The organism is Nostoc sp. DSM 114167, assembly GCF_052692655.1.
Window position 1 is genome coordinate 4,087,221 of the sequence record NZ_CP195116.1, and the last position, 22,479, is coordinate 4,109,699.

General features: G+C 40.0%; 21 protein-coding genes. 14 read left to right on the forward strand and 7 right to left on the reverse strand.

Going from position 1 to position 22,479, the window contains the following annotated elements:
* The 5 genes from NSTC731_RS17515 to NSTC731_RS17535 all read left to right on the forward strand — a co-directional run bounded on the left by NSTC731_RS17515 (position 1) and on the right by NSTC731_RS17535 (position 2,769).
* The gene (locus NSTC731_RS17515) at positions 1–438 is read left to right on the forward strand and encodes a hypothetical protein (RefSeq protein WP_445631905.1); all 438 of its coding nucleotides are present in this window, start codon (positions 1–3) and stop codon (positions 436–438) included.
* A gap of 12 nt (positions 439–450) precedes the next feature.
* Positions 451–705 carry an HAD family hydrolase gene (locus NSTC731_RS17520; RefSeq protein ID WP_445632114.1) on the forward strand — a complete coding sequence of 85 codons (255 nt, stop codon included), beginning with the start codon at positions 451–453 and terminating at the stop codon, positions 703–705.
* Between the two features lie 26 nt (positions 706–731).
* Positions 732–1,427, forward strand: a complete 696-nt coding sequence (locus tag NSTC731_RS17525; protein ID WP_445631906.1) for an HAD family hydrolase — start codon at positions 732–734, stop codon at positions 1,425–1,427.
* Between the two features lie 73 nt (positions 1,428–1,500).
* On the forward strand, positions 1,501–2,283 hold the full coding sequence (locus NSTC731_RS17530) for a class I SAM-dependent methyltransferase (protein ID WP_445631907.1): 783 nt from the start codon (positions 1,501–1,503) through the stop codon (positions 2,281–2,283).
* 24 nt (positions 2,284–2,307) lie between these two features.
* On the forward strand, positions 2,308–2,769 hold the full coding sequence (locus NSTC731_RS17535; protein WP_445631908.1) for a GNAT family N-acetyltransferase: 462 nt from the start codon (positions 2,308–2,310) through the stop codon (positions 2,767–2,769).
* Between the two features lie 246 nt (positions 2,770–3,015).
* On the opposite strand, the gene NSTC731_RS17540 is transcribed toward NSTC731_RS17535, so the two are convergent.
* The gene (locus NSTC731_RS17540) at positions 3,016–3,558 is read right to left on the reverse strand and encodes an REP-associated tyrosine transposase (protein ID WP_445631909.1); all 543 of its coding nucleotides are present in this window, start codon (positions 3,556–3,558) and stop codon (positions 3,016–3,018) included.
* Positions 3,559–3,659: 101 nt separating this feature from the next.
* Here NSTC731_RS17540 and NSTC731_RS17545 point away from each other — a divergent pair, with 101 nt between their 5' ends.
* The 4 genes from NSTC731_RS17545 to NSTC731_RS17560 all read left to right on the forward strand — a co-directional run bounded on the left by NSTC731_RS17545 (position 3,660) and on the right by NSTC731_RS17560 (position 6,817).
* A complete protein-coding gene (locus NSTC731_RS17545; protein WP_012408944.1) occupies positions 3,660–3,887 on the forward strand; it encodes a 4Fe-4S dicluster domain-containing protein in 228 nt (75 codons plus the stop codon).
* 29 nt (positions 3,888–3,916) lie between these two features.
* Positions 3,917–4,879: a HEAT repeat domain-containing protein gene (locus NSTC731_RS17550; protein WP_445631910.1), complete on the forward strand. Its 963-nt coding sequence runs from the start codon at positions 3,917–3,919 to the stop codon at positions 4,877–4,879.
* Between the two features lie 19 nt (positions 4,880–4,898).
* On the forward strand, positions 4,899–5,666 hold the full coding sequence (locus tag NSTC731_RS17555; RefSeq protein ID WP_445631911.1) for a DUF4058 family protein: 768 nt from the start codon (positions 4,899–4,901) through the stop codon (positions 5,664–5,666).
* Between the two features lie 65 nt (positions 5,667–5,731).
* The gene (locus NSTC731_RS17560; protein WP_445631912.1) at positions 5,732–6,817 is read left to right on the forward strand and encodes an Mrp/NBP35 family ATP-binding protein; all 1,086 of its coding nucleotides are present in this window, start codon (positions 5,732–5,734) and stop codon (positions 6,815–6,817) included.
* Here NSTC731_RS17560 and NSTC731_RS17565 read toward each other — a convergent pair.
* The gene (locus NSTC731_RS17565) at positions 6,792–7,373 is read right to left on the reverse strand and encodes a beta-class carbonic anhydrase (protein ID WP_445631913.1); all 582 of its coding nucleotides are present in this window, start codon (positions 7,371–7,373) and stop codon (positions 6,792–6,794) included. The two genes, NSTC731_RS17560 and NSTC731_RS17565, sit on opposite strands and share 26 nt — an antisense overlap.
* A 64-nt stretch (positions 7,374–7,437) precedes the next feature.
* Between NSTC731_RS17565 and NSTC731_RS17570 the strand changes: the two genes are divergently transcribed.
* Entirely contained in the window at positions 7,438–7,593 is a 156-nt protein-coding gene (locus NSTC731_RS17570) for a hypothetical protein (protein WP_445631914.1), read from the forward strand.
* A 136-nt stretch (positions 7,594–7,729) separates the two neighbouring features.
* On the opposite strand, the gene NSTC731_RS17575 is transcribed toward NSTC731_RS17570, so the two are convergent.
* The 3 genes from NSTC731_RS17575 to NSTC731_RS17585 form a co-directional block, all read right to left on the reverse strand.
* Positions 7,730–8,602 (reverse strand): CmcJ/NvfI family oxidoreductase, encoded by an 873-nt coding sequence (locus tag NSTC731_RS17575; RefSeq protein ID WP_445631915.1) that lies wholly within the window; start codon positions 8,600–8,602, stop codon positions 7,730–7,732.
* Positions 8,603–8,686: 84 nt separating this feature from the next.
* The gene (locus NSTC731_RS17580) at positions 8,687–9,358 is read right to left on the reverse strand and encodes a glutathione S-transferase family protein (RefSeq protein WP_445631916.1); all 672 of its coding nucleotides are present in this window, start codon (positions 9,356–9,358) and stop codon (positions 8,687–8,689) included.
* Positions 9,359–9,692: 334 nt separating this feature from the next.
* A complete protein-coding gene (locus NSTC731_RS17585) occupies positions 9,693–9,872 on the reverse strand; it encodes a hypothetical protein (protein ID WP_445631917.1) in 180 nt (59 codons plus the stop codon).
* Positions 9,873–10,459: 587 nt separating this feature from the next.
* On the opposite strand from NSTC731_RS17585, the gene NSTC731_RS17590 reads away from it, so the two are divergent.
* The 3 genes from NSTC731_RS17590 (at position 10,460) to NSTC731_RS17600 (ending at position 15,648) form a co-directional block, all read left to right on the forward strand.
* Positions 10,460–11,776: an MFS transporter gene (locus NSTC731_RS17590; RefSeq protein ID WP_445631918.1), complete on the forward strand. Its 1,317-nt coding sequence runs from the start codon at positions 10,460–10,462 to the stop codon at positions 11,774–11,776.
* Positions 11,777–12,608: 832 nt separating this feature from the next.
* Positions 12,609–14,465, forward strand: coding sequence for a vanadium-dependent haloperoxidase (locus NSTC731_RS17595; RefSeq protein WP_445631919.1), 1,857 nt, complete (start codon positions 12,609–12,611; stop codon positions 14,463–14,465).
* An 85-nt stretch (positions 14,466–14,550) separates the two neighbouring features.
* Positions 14,551–15,648: a c-type cytochrome gene (locus tag NSTC731_RS17600; RefSeq protein WP_445631920.1), complete on the forward strand. Its 1,098-nt coding sequence runs from the start codon at positions 14,551–14,553 to the stop codon at positions 15,646–15,648.
* Between the two features lie 101 nt (positions 15,649–15,749).
* On the opposite strand, the gene NSTC731_RS17605 is transcribed toward NSTC731_RS17600, so the two are convergent.
* Positions 15,750–17,072, reverse strand: a complete 1,323-nt coding sequence (locus NSTC731_RS17605) for a hypothetical protein (protein WP_445631921.1) — start codon at positions 17,070–17,072, stop codon at positions 15,750–15,752.
* A gap of 13 nt (positions 17,073–17,085) precedes the next feature.
* Positions 17,086–17,556 (reverse strand): hypothetical protein, encoded by a 471-nt coding sequence (locus tag NSTC731_RS17610; protein ID WP_445631922.1) that lies wholly within the window; start codon positions 17,554–17,556, stop codon positions 17,086–17,088.
* A gap of 293 nt (positions 17,557–17,849) precedes the next feature.
* On the opposite strand from NSTC731_RS17610, the gene NSTC731_RS17615 reads away from it, so the two are divergent.
* Positions 17,850–22,223, forward strand: a complete 4,374-nt coding sequence (locus tag NSTC731_RS17615) for an nSTAND1 domain-containing NTPase (RefSeq protein ID WP_445631923.1) — start codon at positions 17,850–17,852, stop codon at positions 22,221–22,223.
* Positions 22,224–22,479: the final 256 nt, after the last annotated feature.

Below are 22,479 nucleotides of genomic sequence, written 5' to 3' on the forward strand. Positions count from 1 at the left end.
ATGAAATATTTATTTTGGGATTTTGATAATACACTAGGTTATCGTCAAGGAATGTGGAGTGAAACATTACATTCAATTTTAATATTGAATGGAATCTCTAATATAAATTTAGAAGATATTCGACCATTGTTGAAGAATAACTTTACTTGGCACTCTCCAGAAACTCCCCATAATTTATTTTTTAATGGTAAAGGTTGGTGGGAGTATATGAATGAATATTTTGCAGAAATATATGAAAAAGTAGGAGTAAATAAAAATCAGGCGAAAAAATATGTTTTCCAAGTTCAGAATGAATATAAAAATTTGAAAAAATGGCATTTATATGATGATGTAATTTCTACTTTGCAAGATGCAATTAAAAATAATTATAAAAATATAATTCTCTCAAATCATATACCTGAACTACACGAAATCATAGACAATTTAAATATTACATAATACTTTGAAAAAATATATACATCTGGCAAAATTGGATATGAAAAACCCAACCTAAAATTTTACGATCGTGTCATTAATGATTTAAATATTGAAAAAACAGAATGTGTAATGATAGGTGATAGCTACAATGCTGATATCGCTGGAGCATTACGGGCAGGTATACAAGCAATTTTAGTCAGGAAGCCTAATGATAAAAATTATAAACTTTATAGTCAAGATTTCAGAGAGATACTAAAAATAATTAGAAAAATCTCAACTATTGAGTAGAGCATTTTCGGAAATGAAAGAATTGAATGAGTTATAAAGCCATAATTTTCGATCTCGATAATACACTGTTAAATTTTGAAATATGTGAACGTCAAGCTATTCTTGGTGCCTTGGAAGCTCGTACAATATCTTTGGATTTACATAAAATAGATGAAAATGTTTTTCTGCAAGCATTTGAAACTTATAATTCCCAGTATTGGAGACAACGAGAAACTTTTTCTCCAAATGAATTAATCGAGATGTCTTATCGAAGCACACTTGCTCAATTAGATATACAAACAGATCAAATCAGCAATCTTAGTCAAAGTTTTTGGCAAATTTTTAATCATTCGGGCATAATGGAACCTGATGTAAATGAAGTGCTAACTGTTCTCGCACGCAATTATCGTTTGGCTGTTATTACGAACGGGTTTGTATCAGCGCAACTACCGAGAATGCAAGCTGCTGGAATTGAGCATTTTTTTGAAGCAGTTGTAGTTTCTGAAGCAATTGGTTTTGCTAAACCATCTCCTGAGATATTCCATCATACTTTATCTAAGTTAAATTTAACATCAGCAGAAGTTCTTTACGTTGGAGATTCTCTAAAGCACGATTATGCGGGAGCAACACAAGTCAAAATGGATTTTTGCTATTACAACAGAAAAAATCAAAATTTACCACAAGAAGCAAAACCGAAGTTTATGATAAGTGAACTCTTAAATTTGCTGGAATTGTTTAACTAACAGATTTTTCATTGATTCATCTAAGTTAAATTTTAAATAGTTTGTTGTAAATTATTTTGAAGAATTTTCTAATATGTCTATATATAATTCAATTGGTCAACAATACTCAAAAACTCGCGTTCCTGATATTCGTATTGTCAATAAATTAATTGATTTACTCAATTTACCCAAAGGTAGCATTATAGCTGATATTGGCGCTGGTACTGGTGGTTACAGTTTAGCACTAGCTAATAAAGGATTTCTTGTTAATGCTGTTGAACCTTCTGTAGTTATGCAAAAACAAGCAGTAGAACATCAGCAAATTAAGTGGTTTACTGGCTATGCAGAAAATTTACCTCTACTAGATAACTCTGTTGATGCTGTTGTAAGTATCCTGGCAATTCATCACTTTTCTCATCTCGAAAAAGCTTTTCAGGAAATGCATAGAATAATTAGAGATGGGGCAATAATTTTGTTAACTTTTGATATTAGATTAGCTCAGAAAATATGGCTTTACGATTATTTTTCGTTTTTATGGGAAGATGCGTTACGATTTTTACCGCTTAAGGAACAGGTGAATTTAATTCAGAGTAATACTAAAAGGCGTGTTGAAGCTATACCCCTTTTGTTACCATACGATTTATCTGATTTATTCGCAGCAGCAGGCTGGAGACGACCAGAGTTATATCTTGAACCAGAAGTACGTGCAGGAATATCGTCTTTTGCTTTAGCTAATCAAGATTTAGTAGAACAAGGAGTAAAGTTACTTGCAGCAGATTTAATTAGTGGAAAATGGAGCAAAAAATATAGTGATATTCACAATTTGACAGAGATTGATATAGGCTATCGTTTTATCCGTGCAACGCTGGATAACTAAATAATTGTAATTTAAAATTAAATTATGACAAACAAAGTTAGTGTAGGTGAGAAAATTAAAATTAGACAAGCTGGGATTAAAGATGTAGAAAGAATTGCTAGTCTTTGCGAACAACTTGAATATTCTGTGACTAATCAACAAATAGAGCAACGCCTTACTAAAATTAAAAATAATGATGCTCATCTTGTGTATGTTGCCACTGTAGAAGATGAATATGTAATTGGTTGGGCGCACGCTCATATTTGTGAATCAATAGTTATTCCGACTCCAGCGATTATTTTGGGATTAGTTGTAGATAAAGATTATCGTCATAGTGGAATTGGACGTTTTTTGATGCAGCAAATTGAACAGTGGGCTTCTCTAGCTGGATGTGATAGTGTTCTGTTACGTTCTAATACTAAACGCAAAGAAGCTCACTTGTTTTATGAGAAAATTGGTTATACCAACATCAAGCAATCATTAACTTTTTATAAAAAATTGTTTTAGTGCGATCGCTATCTCCCGTAGGTTGGGTGGAACGTAGTGGAACCCAACACATGACATCGGGAAAACAGAAAACATTCACACTATAATAATCTCTCGATTTATTGTAAAAATTAATGCTAAACCTATTTTATATATTTAGTTATGCACTAAGATTAATATCCTTTGATGTTGGGTTACGGCGCAATATAAATTTTGAATTGTGCCGCCAAGATACTAACTTGCGCCTCCACCCAACCTACAAATAGATTATTCATTTCCTACATCTTCAGTAAATTCTATCTCTATTACTGAACCCCAATTTATATCGTAAACTCCTTTGTTTACATACAAAATCAAACTTGAATAATTCCAATCTTTAGGTGCTTTAACATATCCATGCTTAACAGGATTATAATGAATATAATCAACATGACGAATGAAATCAATTTCATCTTGAATTTGATGTTCCCAAAATCTGCGTTGCCAAACAGCTTTTTCACCTTTGTTTTGACGCGATCCAGAGATTTTTCCTTGATATTGAATATCACAACGATGGGTAAAATAATTTTTTATTAATCGCCAACGATTTGAAAAATCACTGTCTTCTGGGGGCAACGTCCAAATACAGTGTATGTAGTTTGGTAATATGACAATGGCATCTACAAGAAATGGAGATTTGCTTATTACTTCTCTGAATGCTTGTCTTAACAGCAGAATATTCTCTGCATTACAAAGAAATTCCCGGCGGTTATGAGTAACAACGGTAAAGAAAAATGTACCTCCTTCTATCTTGGCTCTGCGATATTCCATAATGCCTATAAACAACTTAAAATCATGAGATAATTAATGTAAGCTTACCCCATTTATTTAAATATTTAACAGTTTCAGTACAAAATCATGGAGTCAGTTTTATGGCTTTAATCAATCAAAGAATAGATGTTCCTGTGATCGTTGATGAATCAAAATGTCTAGAAAAATGCACAGCCTGTATTGAAGTTTGTCCCTTGGATGTATTGGCGAAAAATCCAGAAACAGGCAAAGCCTACATGAAATATGATGAATGTTGGTTTTGTCTGCCTTGTGAAAAAGAATGTCCAACTAATGCAATTACTGTACAGATTCCCTTTTTATTACGCTAAATATTCTTTTATCTCTGTGGTAAAAATTAATGAACGATGAACTCAAGCATTGGTTGGAAATGTTGCGATCGCCTGACGTAAACGATCGGATAGTAGCTGTCAAAACCTTGCAACATCTAGGCGATGATGACACAATCGACGCTTTAATTATCGCTTTAAAAGACGAACATATTACTGTTCAAAAAATAGCAATATCTGCCCTTTGGGAAATTGCTAATCCTGTGGCGATTCCTGCCTTAATTGAATGCCTCGGTTCAGCAGATTCAGATATTCGCACTGAAGCCGCCTCAGCATTAAACGAGTTAGTTACACAAGATGAATTGTTACTTTTACTAGATAAACTCCAAAGTAATGATGTAAATATTCAATTAAATATTTTAGTGCTGTTGCGGAAGATACATGATATTCAATCTTTACCCGACATTTTACCATTTTTAGAATCAAAAAATCCTGACTTAAGAGAAGCAGCCATTACGACACTGCGATATATAAATCAACTAGAAAAATGTCCGCAAGCTTTAAATTTAATCTTTGATGAGGAAGCAAGTGTACGTCGTGCTGCTGCTTTAACTTTAGAACATTTACAAGATGCAGAAGCGATCGCAATACTTTGTCAAGCACTTACAAATGATAGTGATTGGCAAGTTCGCCGGAATGCAGCTAAATCTCTGGCTATTCATGCAAATAATCAAGCAATTTCAGCATTAGAAATAGCTTTAAATGATGAACATTGGCAAGTGCGGAAATCAGCAGCACAAGCCTTGCAAAAAATTCCAGATATTCAAGTTATGCCAAGATTAATTAAAGCATTAACAGATGAATATGCAGATGTCCGAAAAGAAGCTGCGATCGCACTTGGAAATTTAGCTCATCCCGACGTTATTAATCCCCTACAACAAGCCTTAGACGATCCTGACAAAGAAGTTTCCATCCAAGCGCAACGGGCAATTCAGAAGATTCAAACAGATACAATAGTCTCAAGGGAGCAGTAAATAACTAAGGGAAAGCTTAATGGACAATCCATTTCCTGGAATGAACCCGTATTTGGAACAGCCTGAACTTTGGCATCAAGTTCACAATCGTTTGATTGTAGCGATTGCTGATGATCTGACTCCTCAAATCGCCCCTAAATACCGGGTTTCCATTGAAGAGCGAGTTTACACTAGTGTAGATGATATCTTACTCGTAGGAATTGCTGATATAGCAGTTGCCAAACGTAACACTACAGATAACAGTACAACTTTGACTACTGCAAAACTTGCTGAACCTAGTAAAGTGAAAGTTCCTGTACCCGAACAGATAACTGAGCGATTTTTAGAGGTGCGAACAACTCCAACTAAAGAAGTAGTTGCTGTGATTGAAATACTTTCCCCCAAGAATAAACGCTCCAAAGAAGGTAGAGCCACCTACGAAAGTAAACGACAGAAAATTTTGGCTTCTGCAACCAACTTAGTAGAAATTGACCTTTTGAGACAAGGGCAGCCAATGCCTATTCTCGGAGCATCAACCACAGATTATAGTTATAGTATCTTGGTCAGTCGCAGCTATAACAGGCCTGATGCAGATTTATATACTTTTGATTTAAAAAACCCAATTCCGGTTTTTCCTGTACCTTTGCGTGAGGGAGAACCTGAACCGATAGTTGACTTGCAAAGATTATTAAATGAAGTTTACGAACGTGCTAGATTTGACTTGGCAATTGATTATTCACAACCTTTAAAGATAGTGCGCTCGCCCGAAGAAGAAGCTTGGGTGAGAGAAGTTTTGCAGAGGATCTAAATCAGAGCGATCGCTTTTACTATACTGCAACTAGCAAATTTCTCATCCCTAAGCTTCTCTTAACCATGTCTAACCACCAATCCCCCTTTCAGCATCCAGAAGATCGCCCAAAACCAGATACTAATTTATATCAGCAAGAAGTCGTCCAGCTACTCAAACAAATCATCGAACCTATTTTGAATAATGATATCGTTAGTTTGGGAATGGTGCGAAATCTCCGCATAGTTGATGATTATCTTTACTTACGTTTATATATTGGTTTTCATCAGCACCAATTACAGCTAGAAATTCAATCTAAATTGTCATCTTTATCTTGGTGTAAAAAAACTTATATTCAAATTTGTACAATTCCCGGTGTTAAAACAACTCTTGCAGTTTCTAGCGGTAAAGGGGGTGTAGGCAAATCCACAACAGCCGTTAATATCGCCGCAGCTTTAAAACTACAAGGTGCAAAAGTAGGACTATTAGATGCTGATGTTTATGGCCCCAATGTTCCCCAAATGTTGGGTTTAGGACAAGCTGATATTCAAGTGATTAATACTCCCACAGGTGATAAGTTTTTACCTCTAGAAGTTCAGGGAATAAAAATAATGTCAGTGGGTTTACTTGCAGAAGCAAATCGTCCGTTGGCATGGCGGGGGCCTGTATTGCATAAAATTATCACGCAATTTTTGCAAGATGTGGAATGGGGAGAATTAGATTATTTATTGATCGATTTACCCCCCGGTACAGGTGATGCTCAAATTACAATTATCCAAGAAAGCCCAATTTGTGGAGTCATTTTAGTGACAACTCCTCAACAAGTAGCTGTTGCAGATGTACGACGTAATATATATATGTTTCGCCAAGTGGGTGTTCCTGTCCTTGGCATCATTGAAAATATGAGTTATTTAATGTGCGGTGATTGTGGTTCACGCACACCGATTTTTGGTAGTGGTGGTGGCAAACAACTAGCCGCAGAATTACAAGCGCCTCTGTTGGGGCAAATTCCCATCGATCCCCGCATTTGTAGCGGTAGTGATACTGGAAATCCGATCGCGATCGGTGAATATGCTTCACCAGCAAAGGAAGTTTTTACACAAATAGCTACTTCATTAAATACTACTTTTACGTTACACAATGAGACTACACAACTTGACCAAGCTTACTAGCTTCAGGAACTTCAATCAATTGCCCTGTTTTGACATCGTAGATATAGCCATAGATCGGAATTTCATTCGGAACTAATGGATGCAAACGAATCCGTTGGACATCTGTATAGACGCTTTTGGCTTGGTCATCAATAGTTAACCAATTGATAAACTTGCCTTCGCCCGATCCCGACCCAGAGCCAATATCTGACCAACCTCTTTCATCTAGCTTGGCTGTTTTGAGGCTACTAGAAAGTAAATTGCTGATGATTTCATTAGTGAAGGTTTCCATCCCGCAATTAGTGTGATGAATTACAAACCATTCACGCGTACCAAGTAATTTATAAGAAATCACTAAAGAGCGAATCGCATCATCGCTAGCACGTCCACCTGCATTACGAATTACATGGGCATCTCCTTCAGCTAGTCCAGCAAATTTAGCTGGATCGAGCCGAGCATCCATGCACGTGAGAATTGCAAACCGACGAGATGGGGGTATGGTGAGATTACCTTTATCACCGAATTTATCAGTGTAACTAAGATTAGCTGCCAGAACTTCTTCTACAATTTGGCTCATTTTGAGTTGATGTGGGCGATCGCTAGTAGGAGCGCAAGGCCTTGCGCATTCGTGTCAACTTAACGTGAAAGCCAGCCGAGAACAAGCTTTTAGATATTGTCTCGGTTGTCTCGTTCCCAGTCTCCGACTGGGGATGTTCGTCGTTGAGGCTCCGCCTCAAGACTTGCGGCAGAGCCGCAACGATCGGCATTTCCAGCCAGAGGCTGGAAACGAGGTTTGAAAAGGAGTTTGAGCTTAAGTTGACATCAATGGGCCTTGCGCCCCTACAAACGGTGTAGTTCAAATACACGAAAACTGATGTAATTAGTTTGACGCAGAGGCGCAGAGAGTACGAGTTTGAAACAAGTTTTTGCGATCTATGCGGGGTAAAAAACTAATGTTCGGAGTTCGATGCTTTCTCGTGGGGGAGCGTTGGCTGGGCTGGTGGGGTCTTCAAAGGCTGTATGGGCGGCAAAACGGGCGTATCCGTCTTCTGCGGAGTCGAAGCATTTGATAAATACTGCTTCGTTTCTGTTCATTTGCGGAAAGTAGAACCATTTATGTTGGGAGTTATACGTGACTCCGTATGTCTCACCAACTCGATCGCGGTAGACAAGATCGCCAGCTACAAGGTCTGTGGGTGCGATACTTTGCGCGTCACACAGTGCTAAGGGTGACTCTTGGATTGGTTGGGCGATCGCTCGCCAAACATTGATGATGGCAAATCGTTGTTTTAGTAACGTATCAATATCATCATCATCTATGCCTCGCGCTGCTAGTTCCAAACGGGCGCGAGTATAGCCTGATTTGGCGGTGAAGTCGTTGTGTACGCGCTTGGCGGGTTCTTTAATATCATTCTCACCTGGCTTTGACTGACCGGCGTTACGCAAGGTATGATCGAATATCACTACCTTCGTTGCACCTGTCACCTCTTTTAACAATTGCTCGGCTTCTGGATAGTAAACGCGGCGTATTTCGTCTTCATCGTAAAAGTTGCGGACATTAGTATTATGTCCAGTAAAGGCGAATCCTTCTCGATCTAACGAGATGTTCTCTGAGATAGAACGAGCGTTGTAAATTGGCAGTTTGTGCGTCTGATAAGTTGCATTCGTGCGAGGAATCCCGGTTGGCGGTTCGTAAGTATAGTTAACAGGTTTTTCTGCCATTGGAACCAGGTAAGTGAGGTTAGCCTCTACGGATGGCAGTTCTTGGGAAATCGGTCTATCTAGAACTTGGTTATTTAAGCTCATAGGTCATCCCATTTTGGATTTTGGTTAATTTTTGGTCAATACTTAACAGTTAACGGTTCACTCCCATTACCATACCTTTGTGTCCTATTTTTGAGATGCACCAACAGGAACAGGTTCACCGAGAACTTTGGCAAATCTTTGCAAATAGAAGTCTACAGGGTTTGCTACTGCTTGGATTGAGGAGCGATCGCTTAACCTGTTCCACCATGTCTGCAAACGAGGTGTTTCTGCTGGTAGTGTGAATTTGCGGAAGTGTTCTAAGAGTGGTAAACGTTCAAACCAGGGATAGAAGCTGATATCTACTAGGCTAAACCGATCTCCTAAGAAGTAATCACCTTTGCCTAATCCTTCTTGTTCAATATATAAAAGTGCTTCTGTGAACTCTTTTCGTCCTTGTTCTTGTTCTTGGCTATCTTTACCACGTAAAAATTTGTTAAAAGCCGGGACAAGGCGAGTATTGGCGTAGTCTATCCAAATCCGAGCGATCGCTTTACCTGCGGGATCGCGGGGTAACAAAGGTGGTTCTGGAAAAACTTCATCTAGATATTCATTGATAATGGCGGACTCGTAAATTTCCACATCCCCATGTTTGATAGCCGGAACTTTACCATAGCGCGAAATCTGCGTGTACCCATCTGGTTTATTTTGTAAATCAATTTCTATCGGGGTGAAGTCAATACCTTTTTCCAGTAAGACGACGCGAGTCCGTTGAGAGAAGGTAGAGGCTTTGGCGAAGTATAGTTGGATGTTGCTCATGAAATCTTTTCCTTGTAATAATCGTGATATGTAGACTATTCAACCTAAAGCAATAAAACAGAAGTTGTTCAAGAGCGATCGCCCACTATGGATGAAAGAAACCATTCTGTTTTCTCCAGAGCTAGATGTGTTGATTGGTGCAGTTAAATAATTGATTGCCAGGTATCTACGTCAGTTTAAATGATATACTACAGTTTATCGGTCGATTTAATGTACTTCAAATAGTATACAGTCTTTATGAAAATATGCATACCTAATTATTAGTGTAACCAAATAAATACTTTGACATAATCAGGCATTTGTGCATTGGGATTCTTTTTGTTGGCTGTGGCGTTTATCGCTCATTCGCAATCCTTACTGGCCACATCTGGCAGCTAAACAACTTGGACACGATAAACTCTGGTATGTCAATGCGATCGCGCTTGGCTGCGATCTCAACTGGGTTTAATTGAGCATCAACCACCTCAAACCCTTGCTGTTTAGCGGTTGGAGTTGTGGCTATTCGACCAAACATGGTATTGTATGCATTCTAGTCATCACAGTGCTATTTTTTTACTTTAATACTAAGTATACAAACTTTCTGTTTTACTAATATTAAGCTTTGCTAATACTATTTCAAGGCTGGTGATATGCAAGTCTACTAAAACTTAATCCAAAAAATTAGTAAAGACATTGTATTTCAACGTCTCTACCAATGTCCTAATCCGTGCAAATTATCTTAATCCAAGGGTAATAGGTAAAGGAAAAAACAGTATGAACAGAGTGAACGCAAAGCGCACGAAAGGCAACACAACCTAACAAGTAGAAACGTCTATCCCCCTTAACCCTGGTTTATCACTCTTGGAAAAGAATAATCGAATCCAGATTCTAAGACTTAGATTAAATCAAGGTTTGAGGCTTTCTTTTTTAACAGAAAATAAAATTTTTAGACAAAAATTAGGAATAAAAACCCGATAAAGTTTTGGGTTATTGCATCCTCCAAAAGTGACAAAAGAGGATAAAAAAGGGGGCTAGCGGATCTCTTGTGCGTAAGTCATAACAACGAACGAAGCATGAAAACCTTAAACAGGATTGGAATAATTTTAAAATAGGGAAAAACTGATGATACCAAGTAATAGAGTAAAAGTCCAAAAACATAAGCCAAAGTTTTTTTTGGAACTTCCACCTGCGCTTAAATCTGTAAACTTTTCTTGTTTCATTATTGGACAAAGTTTATCTTTTTTTGGATCTTGGATGACTCAAATTGCTTTGGTATGGCTAGTTTATCAGTTAACTAATTCGGCTGTATTAGTGGGTGTAGCTGGATTTACAAATCAAGCTATGGGCTTAATTATTACACCGTTGGTAGGAGTATTGCTAGATCGCTGGAACTTACGATATGTTCTATTAACTACTCAGCTAGTATCTATTCTACTATCTTCTACCTTAACCTTTTTAACTCTTAGCGATAACATCAATGTTGCATGGATTATTGTCATTGGCACGATTCAGGGAATTGTAAAAGCTTTCGATTTACCAGCACGCCAGGTAATTATTCCCAGACTTTTGGATAAGAAATCAGATACTTATAGTGCAATGGCTTCACATTCATTCTTGATTAATACAGCGAAGTTTGTTAGCCCAATGATTGGGGGTTTACTGATTGCCAGGTCTGGTGCAGCTTCTTGTTTTTTAGTAGATAGTATCAGCTATCTACCATTTATATCTGCAATTTTAACTATCAAAGTCAACCCAGTTATCAATAATTCCTTAGGTCAAAAACCCAAAATGTGGAAAAACCTTAAAGAAGGGTTTGTTTATGTATACGAATTTTTGCCGATTAAATATTTATTAATATTACAATTTATTATTTGTTTTATGGGAATGACTCATGTAAATCTAGTGCCGATTTTTGCTCAAGAAGTACTAAAGGGTAACGCTGAAACTATGGGCTTTCTGATGACAGCTTCGGCTTTTGGTTCCATAGTTTCAGGTATTTATCTCATCTCTAGAAAAAATGTTATGGGGCTGGGAAAAATTATAGCAATATCTGGCGCACTTTTAGGTTTAGGTTTAATAGTTTTTTCTCGCTCAAACAATTTAGAGATTTGTCTACTATTCATGTTTATCATCGGCATGAATAATACTCTAGCCTTGGCTTCAATCAGTAACTTTATGCAATCAATTCTTCCTGATGAAGACAAAAGAGGTAGAGTAACTAGTATATTTACAACTGGTTTTTTAGGAATACTGCCTTTTGGTAATTTATTTTTCGGAGCATTGACAGGTTACTTTGGTGTTAATAATGCTTTATTATTTGGCGGTGTTTGTTGCATTTTAGGAGCATATTTCTTTAGTAGACAACTGCCCCAAATAAGAAAAATAGTCCATCCAATTTATGCAGAGTTAGGCTTAATTGCCCAGTCCAATAAAGGCTAAATCCGCTTTGATGGGATGTTGTCTGGGAGCGATGTCTACTACAGGCTACGCCTACTCTTAGTTCTCTCAACTCAACTTTTCAACAACAACCGCCTTTGATACTCGCGCAAAACCCACTGCGTTGCGTTTCATCCACAGTCTCAAACAGAGAATATGACGCTGTGTGCTATTACTCTAGGGGTTTCACGCTCTTGCTAAGTTTATTGTAAAAACCTCTTGATTTTTATCACCGATTGTGAGACAGTCTGATTTAACATCCATAAACTACGGTAAATGGATAGATTTACAGTATTATTTAGCTTGAGTGGAAGCAACCGGTGGTTTTAGCTGTGCTTTAATCCCGGCTACATCCGATCGCACTGATTACAACTACAAAAGTATAACAGCCATGCAATGAAAGCATAATATCGGCATTCAGTGCTGGTATGACTGTCACGAAAAATCATATCAAGTTTGGATGATTACTTTTAATAAAATCTATCAATTTAGGTTGGGTTTGACTGCCGTTAAACCCAACCTAAACAAGGATCGAATGTTGGGTTTGACTGCGAGAAGCCCTTTCTCTAGGAGATGCTATTCGCATTAGATTCTAGGTTCTTCAACCGAAGCTACAGATATTATTAAGTGTTTAACCGAACCTGATATCACTCTTATGCAAGTTACCTTCCAGTACCAGTAAAGTAACCCCAGATATCATCCCAAATCTGGTTCGATTTTCCTGTTTCTCTAGAAGTGGGCATTTTCTGTGTGGCTAGTTGTTCTAGTTTTCAGATGCTCATGTATTCACTTATGACTAAATTTTGGGATTATTTTTTCTAGTGGAGAACATCTCATGCAAGTAAATCCAAATTCTCATCAAGATTCTGAAAAAAATGCTCAGGCTCATAGTGAAATAACAAAAACTAAGCAACCTCAAACGAGCGCAGGTAGTAAAAGATTATTCCTCAGTCGCGGCAGCAGACGTTTATTTCTCGGTCGCGCTGGTTTGTTTAGTGCAGCTAGTGTTGTGGCAGGGGTTTTCAGCTCATCCCTTTCCTTGAAGAAAGGAGGAAATGTTGTACAGGCCCAAAGACCTCCTGTAACGTCTACTCCTGCAACGTTTAACTATAGCAACTTTCGTAATAGAGCTTTTCAAGTACGTATAAGAGCAGCCAAGGTTAATTCGGAAATTCCTATTCCTCCTCATCCCACCAATGGAGATGAGGCGAAGTATGCTAATAAAATTGCGACGGATACACGAGGATTACCCCATAACAAGCTGGGCGAAGTGGATTTGAAGGCTTATCAATCTTTTATTAATGCGTTGACCTCCGACGATCCCAATGAGTATGAAAATATCATCCTGGGTGGCAAACGGAAGCTGGTACAACCGCTCGGTCCATTAGCAGTTAGCTTGAGTGGGCTGAATCCGACCCAATTGACAATTCCAGTGCCACCTACCCTCGATAGTGCAGAGCAGGCGGCTGAATTCCTCGAAATTGCTTGGCAACAACTGTTGCAGGATGTACCCTTTAGCGAGTTCCACAATAATACAACTAACCCGCTGATTCTGGCAGCAGTTCAGGATTTGAATCGGTTGTCAGCATTCAAAGGGCCTAAACAGAACGGACGAGTTACACCCGAACTTTTATTTCGAGGCACCGCAATTTACGTTAATGGCTCTGGTGGAACAACTTACTACACGTTACCAGGGGTAGATGTGGGCCCATACGTCTCCCAGTTTTTACTGCGTCCTGTGCCCGCAGGAACACAGAGTTATGTTCAGCTTAACCGTGTTCCTCTAGCTATTCCCGAAAATAGTTTTCAAACCAACTATAACGAGTGGTTGCTAGTGCAAAATGGTGGTGATTCTGGTCGAACGATTAAATTTAACTCAACCCCTCGCTACTTTATCAACGGGCGCGACCAGTCAGAGATTGCCCACACGCCACCACCCGTTTATGCAAATGCTGCTCTAATTCTACTCGCCAAGCCAGTCATTAATGACTTCCTAGCTGGTGGCGTTGGCTCACCTTACAATCCCGGTAATCCTTATAACAACTCAAAGACCCAAGCGAGTGGTTCTGCGACATTTGGTCCAGGGTATTCACAATCTCTCATCGCTTGGGTTGCTCCACATGCAATCAGAGCGGCTTATTGGCAGAAGTACTATGTTCACCGTCGCCTGCGAGCAGAAGCTTATGGTGGGTTGGTTCACAACAACAAGGTGAATAAAACAAACTATCCGATTCACCCCGATGTTTTTAACTCAGAAGTACTAGACCGCTTCTTTAGTAAAAACAAATCCTATCTGCTACCGCAAGCTTTTCCTGAAGGGGCACCATTCCACTCTTCTTATCCAGGGGGCGCTTCGGTGTCGGCAGGTGCCAGTGTCACGATTTTGAAAGCACTATTTGATGAGAGTTATGTGATTCCCAATCCGGTGGTACCCGATCCCAAAGATCCCACCAAGTTGATTCCCTATCAAGGCCCACTGCTGACCGTGGGCGGCGAATTAAACAAACTGGCGGCAAATATTGGCTTGGGTCGTGATAGTGCTGGGATTCACTGGCGCACAGATGCAGCAGCGTCGTTGGCCCTTGGCGAAGCGATCGCCATCAGCATTCTCAGAGATGAAAAGCTAACGTTCCGCGAAAAATTTGCAGGTTTTACCTTCACCAAGTTTGATGGTACAAGAATCACAGTTTAAGGCTTTGACTGTTTAGAAAATATAGAGACACGATATTTCGCGTCTCTACATTTACTTAAATCCTATTTAGTTTCAGAGTTCTACAATGTCTGATCTTCGGAGATTTTACTCTCGATGCCTGCGGTGGTCACTGAGCGCAGCCGTTCGCGGAGCGTCTCGTAGAGAAGTGCGGGCTGCGCCTATGCGATCTATGTTATTGAGCATAGCGGTAGCGATCGCTTTGCTAACGTCTTCGACGAACGCGTTCTTGATATCTACAACACAAGCACTCAATCCCAAAAATATAGTATCAGCACAAGAAGCATCGCCGGACATAGAACTAGCTAAGAAAATCGGTAAAGAAATTATTGCTGCTTGTCCCGTTGTCTCTGATGCTCAAAATTTAGCTGCCTTCAACTCATGCGCTGACAAACTCGCTAAACTAACAACCCTCCGCAAAACCATGAATGCACCCTTCTTGTGGGGCGCTCAAAACAAAGTCGGTAATTATAATCTCAAAGATAATCAAACAAGTGAATTTAATCCATTAGTTTGGCGTCGCATTTACCTAGCTACTTTTATGTTCAAAGGTGAACCAAAGGTTGAACAGGTAAACAATTTAATTGTGATTCACCTTCCCATTCAGTTCCGTAATCAGCTTGATATTGGTGCTTATCCTTATCCTTTTTGGCACTCATCGAAAAAGTGGAATTCTTACCAGCAAAGTACTGAATTACTTTTGTTTCTAGAACAGAAAAAGCTCAAAGGGGCGCTGCGTTCAGCTGTGGTTGACCCACAAAGACCAGTAGTAAATCATGTATGGGATGGTAATTGGGTTTGGAATGATGCTCATGGTCAGAAACAACCTTATGTGACACTGTATACTCGTTTGTTTTCTCCATCGAACCCACACGTCGCTGAAGTTGATGCTGCTTATCGTGCATTTGAGGTTAATTTACGTCAACACGCTTGTATTGTTTGTCATAGTCCAGACAACGCGGCTAAACAAAATCCTTTAGTAATGCTGAGTTATCCAAATCAAGCGCTCTCTTTACGACACGAAACGGTACGCCAAATTCAAGAAAAACGAATGCCGCCTCCGGCTGGTATTATTAACGATCGAGAGCGACAAAAGCTAGTTGAACTCGCCCAAGCATTTGCCCAAGCAGGCGACCAAGCCCTAGCTTACGAAGGAGAAAAATAACTTCTTTCAAATTCATTCAAACAACTGGTAATTGAATCTGATGTGGTACTGTCTGTGCTAGTTCCTCAGCTAAGAAAATCGACTGAGAATATTACATGATTTCACGATCGCACTCGTTTTCTCAGCCACCAAACCACAAAACCAACAATGATTCCCACTATGAAACTGGAACTGAAAGGGTAGTCGCAAAAGAAGCGAACTTGCTTAAAAAAAATATCTTTATTACAATCTTTTGCAGGCTCTCTTACCAGAGATATAGTTGCTATACTAGCACCCGCAACAGCTACAAGCTCTTGGAAGTTATGCTCTCGTTCAGATTTTTCCACTTCTATGCGACTGCGAGTAGCGTTAATTGTATCTTCTAAAAGTTGCAAGCCAAGCTGCATATTTTCCATATCTTTGGTAATTTGTGGTAAATATTTTTTGTTGGCTAGGGCGCTAAATTTTTCTAAAAAATCTAGCTGATTATTTTGACCTGCTTTTTCTTGAATCAAAGCCAAGCGAAGTTGATAATTAGATAAATTAATTTCAATAATGTTTTTCTGAAAAGAGAGGTTGAGTAAGTCGATTGTGTATTGCTGGAGAATGTTATCAATATTATTTAAAATCTTGCGAGAAGTTGTAATACTCTGCTTTTCTTGCCCAAAATGGCTTAGGTTAGTAATTTTTCTATTTGATTCAATCTGTTTATAATGATTGAGCAGAGATTCTTTGACTAAACGACTTTGCCAATAAGCCCACGAAATCTTACTGCGATAACAAAACAAACCCATCCAATCTTTATAAAATTCCGCAGCTTTTTCTGCGCTCTCTCGATTATTATAAATAGCAATAATCACATGATGTTCATTACTATTTAGAGGCGTTGTTACATTTTTTAGGCTCTGATTTATATATTGCGATCGCCCTAATTCAAAAACTTTCCCGTCTAAAAAAGTACCTTTTTCTGGTTGCCAATCATTATCATTAAATAAAGCATAATAGCAATTTTTAGCAATATCCTCATGGTTCTGAGATGAGTTTTCTGGTAGCCAACCAGAAAGCAACCAGCTTGTTCCAATTGTTGCTAGTTCTTTATTTAGTTTTTGTTCGATTTCAGTTTTTAAGATTGCAAAAGACTTAGCTGGTTGACTTTCTGTTTGATTATTAATAGAGCAATCAAGTTGTAAGCCATAAGTGTCATTTAATCTTACAGGATAATAGTATCCTTCTAAAGTTTTATTGTGGGAAATAAAGTTAATTTGAGGAGGATGGGTAATCTCTAAATACTCGGTTTCAATGTCAGGATCGTGGAATTGAGTGTCAGAGGGTAATTGAGCTAAAAAAGCTGCTTGGTTTTTTTCTGTTTCTGCATCAGTTGTGTTTAAAGAACTTTTTAAAGCATATAAAAACAAATCGAGTGTCGGATAGATTAAATCGCTCATTACAAGGGAAAAACTAATTTGATGGATTGGATTGAGATAAAAATTGTTTCCATTTTTCTAAAAATGTGGCTTGTTTAACTGTTTCTTCTGGTTGAGAAGAACTACCAACAATGACTACAACATTATTGAGTTGGCTTTCGTAGCCTGTAGCTTCATATTTTGGTTTAAAGCCTTTAGTCATTGGAGTCTTTTCAAGAGTATTAAGTCTACTAATTTCTGCTTCAGTCGGAAATAAACTTTGAGGAATTTCTTCTACATTATCTAATTGAGACTGATAAAATTGATAAGATTGATTTAATTCATGATTAGCAGTAATTATTTCTAATAAACGTTCTTTAATATAGACTTTCCAAGCTTTAGGTTGGGTTTCTAATTGCTTTACAACGTCCTTTAAATTCTGTTTATGTTGTTCTCCGAGGGCGGTTTTTAAGTCTTGAAATGCTAAGAGAAAAGCGATAATAGTATTGTCAGGCTTTATGTTCATAGGTTTTTATATCAAACTTAACTTACTACGACTAGTATAAACATAATTTAAGTGAGATGATTACAGCAGATATTAGATATTCTGTTTTGATTTTTTATGTCTAGAAAGAATAATTTACAGAATAGAACGTTCTTTTTTATACCTTTTGTTGCATAAATGAATATAGCTGATTGCACGGTTTTCTAGTTATTTTGCGTAAAAACTAAAGAATGCTGTGAATTAGTTATTAAAGTTGTGGACAGATTTTGCCTACAGTTTAACAAAAAGTTCTAATGGTTAGTCAGGTAAGAAAAATGGCATCGGAATGGGCTGCTCAAGTTATTGGAATTAATTATTACCCAGAGTACACCACCCTAAAGCCGCTAACAGCAGCAGCAGAAGATGCTGAGAAAATTGCCGAACAATTAGAACAATACGGTTATAGACCTTTTCGCGCTCAGTGTTTACCTAGAACTTTAAACCAGAAGGGAGAAAATAAAATTGACCGCCAAGGGGCGGTAAAGGTGCAAGAATTGATAGAAGCGATCGCTAATCTTTTCAATCCTCCTCCTCCTAACCCCGTCCCAGAAACAGCGTTATTCTTCTTTTCCGGACATGGCTGGTGCAAAACTGTAGCGGGCAAAGAAGAAGTATTTCTAGCTACCAGTGATGCCCTACCTGAAGAAGAATATGGTATACGCTTAAGTTGGTTAGGAGAGCAGTTGCAAACAAGTTCAGCTAAACGAGTCGTTGTTTGGCTAGATTGCTGCTATAGCGGTGAATTGTTGAACTTTATTCCCACAGATAAAGACTACTGTTTCATTACTGCAACCCGTTCCTACGAAACTGGAGTCGAAATTCCCCATACTCAGGGGTTGTTGACGGAGGCGTTACTTGCAGGATTGAACCCGGAAAATGACGCAGATGGGATCGTTAATAGCCACAAATTGGCAGATTTGATTATCAGCCGAATGTCGAATACAGTCCAGCGCCCGTTAATTGCCAATTCCCCACGCGCTATTCTGCTGACAACTAAGTTTTCGCAAAAAAGCTTTCAGGATAAGTGTCCTTATCGTTCCCTGTCATATTTTACCGAAACAAAGGAAGATGCTGAGGTTTTTTATGGGCGGAGTGCGCTAACTCAGGAGTTGATTCAACAGGTAAGAGAGAAGCATCGCCTCATTGCTGTGTTAGGTGCTTCCGGTAGTGGGAAATCATCTCTGTTACGGGCTGGGTTACTCTACCAGCTGAAGCTAGGGCAAGATATTCCAGGGAGCGATCGCTGGACTTATATTACTCCCTTTACGCCTAAAGAAACTCCTGTTAACAGTTTACAGGAGGCTTTTGCACTTTCCTTGCCTAGATCCCCCCAACCCCCCTTAAACAAGGGGGGCGAAGAATCTCTTAAAGTCCCCCTTTTTAAGGGGGATTTAGGGGGATCTAAAAAGTTAGGCGGGACAACAGAAAATATTGCCCATGTCATCGGCGAGAAGTTAAAAGCATTAAACACACCAGTGATTTTGATTATCGACCAGTTTGAAGAATGCTTTACGATGTGCGATGATAGCCAGCGCCAAGAATTCTTTGACTGTTTGCAGGAATTAATTGACTGTACAGATAACCTTTATATTTTCATTGGGATGCGATCGGATTTTCGGGCGAGATGGCGAGAATATCCCGAATTTGCGGGCAGAATCCATAAACCTTACATCAACGTCGAACACTTAACCCGTGAGGAAATTGAAGAAGCGATTACTAAACCGGCTGATTGGGTAGGATTAGGCATAGAGGGCAGGTTAAAACAGCAACTAATTAATGATGTTGAGGATTACCCCGGAAGTTTGCCTTTGCTGCAATATACCCTGACAGAATTGTGGCGTGAATCGAGAAATCAAAGCGATGAACTTCTCAGCCTGAAAACTTATCAGGATTTAGGCGGGGTGGAAGGAACGCTACAAAAACGCGCTGATGCAGTCTACAAAAGTCTTTTACCAACAGAAAAAACTGTGGCGCGGCGAATTTTTCTGGAATTGACGCAAATGGGAGAAACCACAGATATACGGCGGCGCGTGCGTTTGGGTGAGTTGGTTAATTCCCATCATTCCTTTAATCTTTTGCAATACGTGAGCGAGAAGTTAGCGGATAAAGATGCCCGATTAATTACCAAGACAGATGAGCCGGATTCCCAGGATGTAATTTTAGATGTTGTTCACGAAGCCCTAATCCGCCACTGGCAAAAGTTGGGGGATTGGAAAGAGGAATATAAGTTGGGAATAGGCATTGAGCGACAGATTGAAGCGGAAGCCCAAGAATGGGAGAGGAATGATAAAAAGTCAGGATTCCTGAGAAAAGATGACAGATTAGCAGTAGCAGAGGGATATTTAGCTAGATTTGGTGATTGGCAGATGTTGAATGGGGTAGCCGAGGAGTATATTCAAGAGAGTCAAGAACTACGAAATCGCCTTGAGCGAGAAGAGAAAGAACGCCAACAAGAAAAGTTGGCAGCAGCACGGCGGCAAAACCGAGTTGTTACATTGTTTAGTATGGGGTTAGCTGTGGTAGCTATCTTTGCGGTTTATCAATGGTGGAACGCACAAAACAAAGCCAAGGAAGCAACTGAGCAAAGTGCCATTGCTCTGGCGCAAAGTTCTGAAGCTTCTCTACTTTCTGACAGGCAACTTGAGGCTGTGGTTGCAGCTACACAGTCAGGTAGACAAATTTTAGGTAGACCACCAATTAAAAATGCCAATTTAGAACAAGAGGCTAACCAACAAGCTGTAGTGGCACTCAAGCGAGGAATTTACAATACCCAAGAGAGAAACCGCTTAGAAGGGCATAGCTCTGCGGTCTATAGCGTAGCATTTAGCCCCGATGGCAAAACCATCGCTTCTGCAAGTTCTGACAATACCGTGAAAGTCTGGGATGCGGTGAGTGCCAAAGAAATCACCACCTTCAAAGGGCATAGCTCTGCGGTCATTGGCGTAGCATTTAGCCCCGATGGCAAAACCATCGCTTCTGCAAGTTTAGACAATACCGTGAAAGTCTGGAATGCGGTGAGTGCCAAAGAAATCACCACCTTCAAAGGGCATAGCGATGCGGTCATTGGCGTAGCATTTAGCCCCGATGGCAAAACCATCGCTTCTGCAAGTGCTGACAAAACCGTGAAAGTCTGGGATGCGGTGAGTGCCAAAGAAATCACCACCTTCAAAGGGCATAGCGATGCGGTCATTAGCGTCGCATTTAGCCCCGATGGCAAAACCATCGCTTCTGCAAGTGCTGACAAAACCGTGAAAGTCTGGGATGCGGTGAGTGCCAAAGAAATCACCACCTTCAAAGGGCATAGCGATGCGGTCATTAGCGTCGCATTTAGCCCCGATGGCAAAACCATCGCTTCTGCAAGTTTAGACAATACCGTGAAAGTCTGGAATGCGGTGAGTGCCAAAGAAATCACCACCTTCAAAGGGCATAGCGATGCGGTCAATAGCGTCGCATTTAGCCCCGATGGCAAAACCATCGCTTCTGCAAGTTCTGACAATACCGTGAAAGTCTGGGATGCGGTGAGTGCCAAAGAAATCACCACCTTCAAAGGGCATAGCGATGCGGTCAATAGCGTCGCATTTAGCCCCGATGGCAAAACCATCGCTTCTGCAAGTTCTGACAATACCGTGAAAGTCTGGGATGCGGTGAGTGCCAAAGAAATCACCACCTTCAAAGGGCATAGCGATGCGGTCAATAGCGTCGCATTTAGCCCCGATGGCAAAACCATCGCTTCTGCAAGTTCTGACAATACCGTGAAAGTCTGGGATGCGGTGAGTGCCAAAGAAATCACCACCTTCAAAGGGCATAGCTCTGCGGTCACTAGCGTAGCATTTAGCCCCGATGGCAAAACCATCGCCTCTGCAAGTTCTGACAAAACCGTGAAAGTCTGGGATGCGGTGAGTGCCAAAGAAATCACCACCTTCAAAGGGCATAGCTCTGCGGTCAATAGCGTCGCATTTAGCCCCGATGGCAAAACCATCGCCTCTGCAAGTTCTGACAAAACCGTGAAAGTCTGGGATGCGGTGAGTGCCAAAGAAATCACCACCTTCAAAGGGCATAGCGATGCGGTCAACGTAGCATTTAGCCCCGATGGCAAAACCATCGCTTCTGCAAGTTTAGACAATACCGTGAAAGTCTGGAATGCGGTGAGTGCCAAAGAAATCACCACCTTCAAAGGGCATAGCGATGCGGTCATTGGCGTAGCATTTAGCCCCGATGGCAAAACCATCGCTTCTGCAAGTTCTGACAAAACCGTGAAAGTCTGGGATGCGGTGAGTGCCAAAGAAATCACCACCTTCAAAGGGCATAGCGATGCGGTCAAGAGCGTAGCATTTAGCCCCGATGGCAAAACCATCGCTTCTGGTAGTTCTGACAAAACCGTGAAAGTCTGGGATGCGGTGAGTGCCAAAGAAATCACCACCTTCAAAGGGCATAGCGATGCGGTCAATAGCGTCGCATTTAGCCCCGATGGCAAAACCATCGCTTCTGGTAGTTCTGACAAAACCGTGAAAGTCTGGCAGTACCTAAATATAAATAACCTAGATGATTTAATCACTTACAGTTGCAACAGGCTACGTGTTTATTTGCAATCGAATCCCAATGTGAGTGACAAGCACCTCTGCGATGGCATTGGTACTAAGAGCAATTAGAATGTTCCCTTCGACTCCGCTCAGGGAACGTCTTGCTCAGGGAACGTTTTGCTTAGGGAACGTTTTGCTTAGGGAACGTTTTGCTTAGGGAACTCGAAGCTGCCTGAGCGAAGTCGAAGGCAGCACTCTCTGCGATGGCATTGGTAATAAGACCAATTAGAATGTTCCCTTCGACTCCGCTCAGGGAACGTTTCGCTTAGGGAACGTTTTGCTCAGGGAACGTTTTGCTCAGGGAACTCGAAGCTGCCTGAGCGAA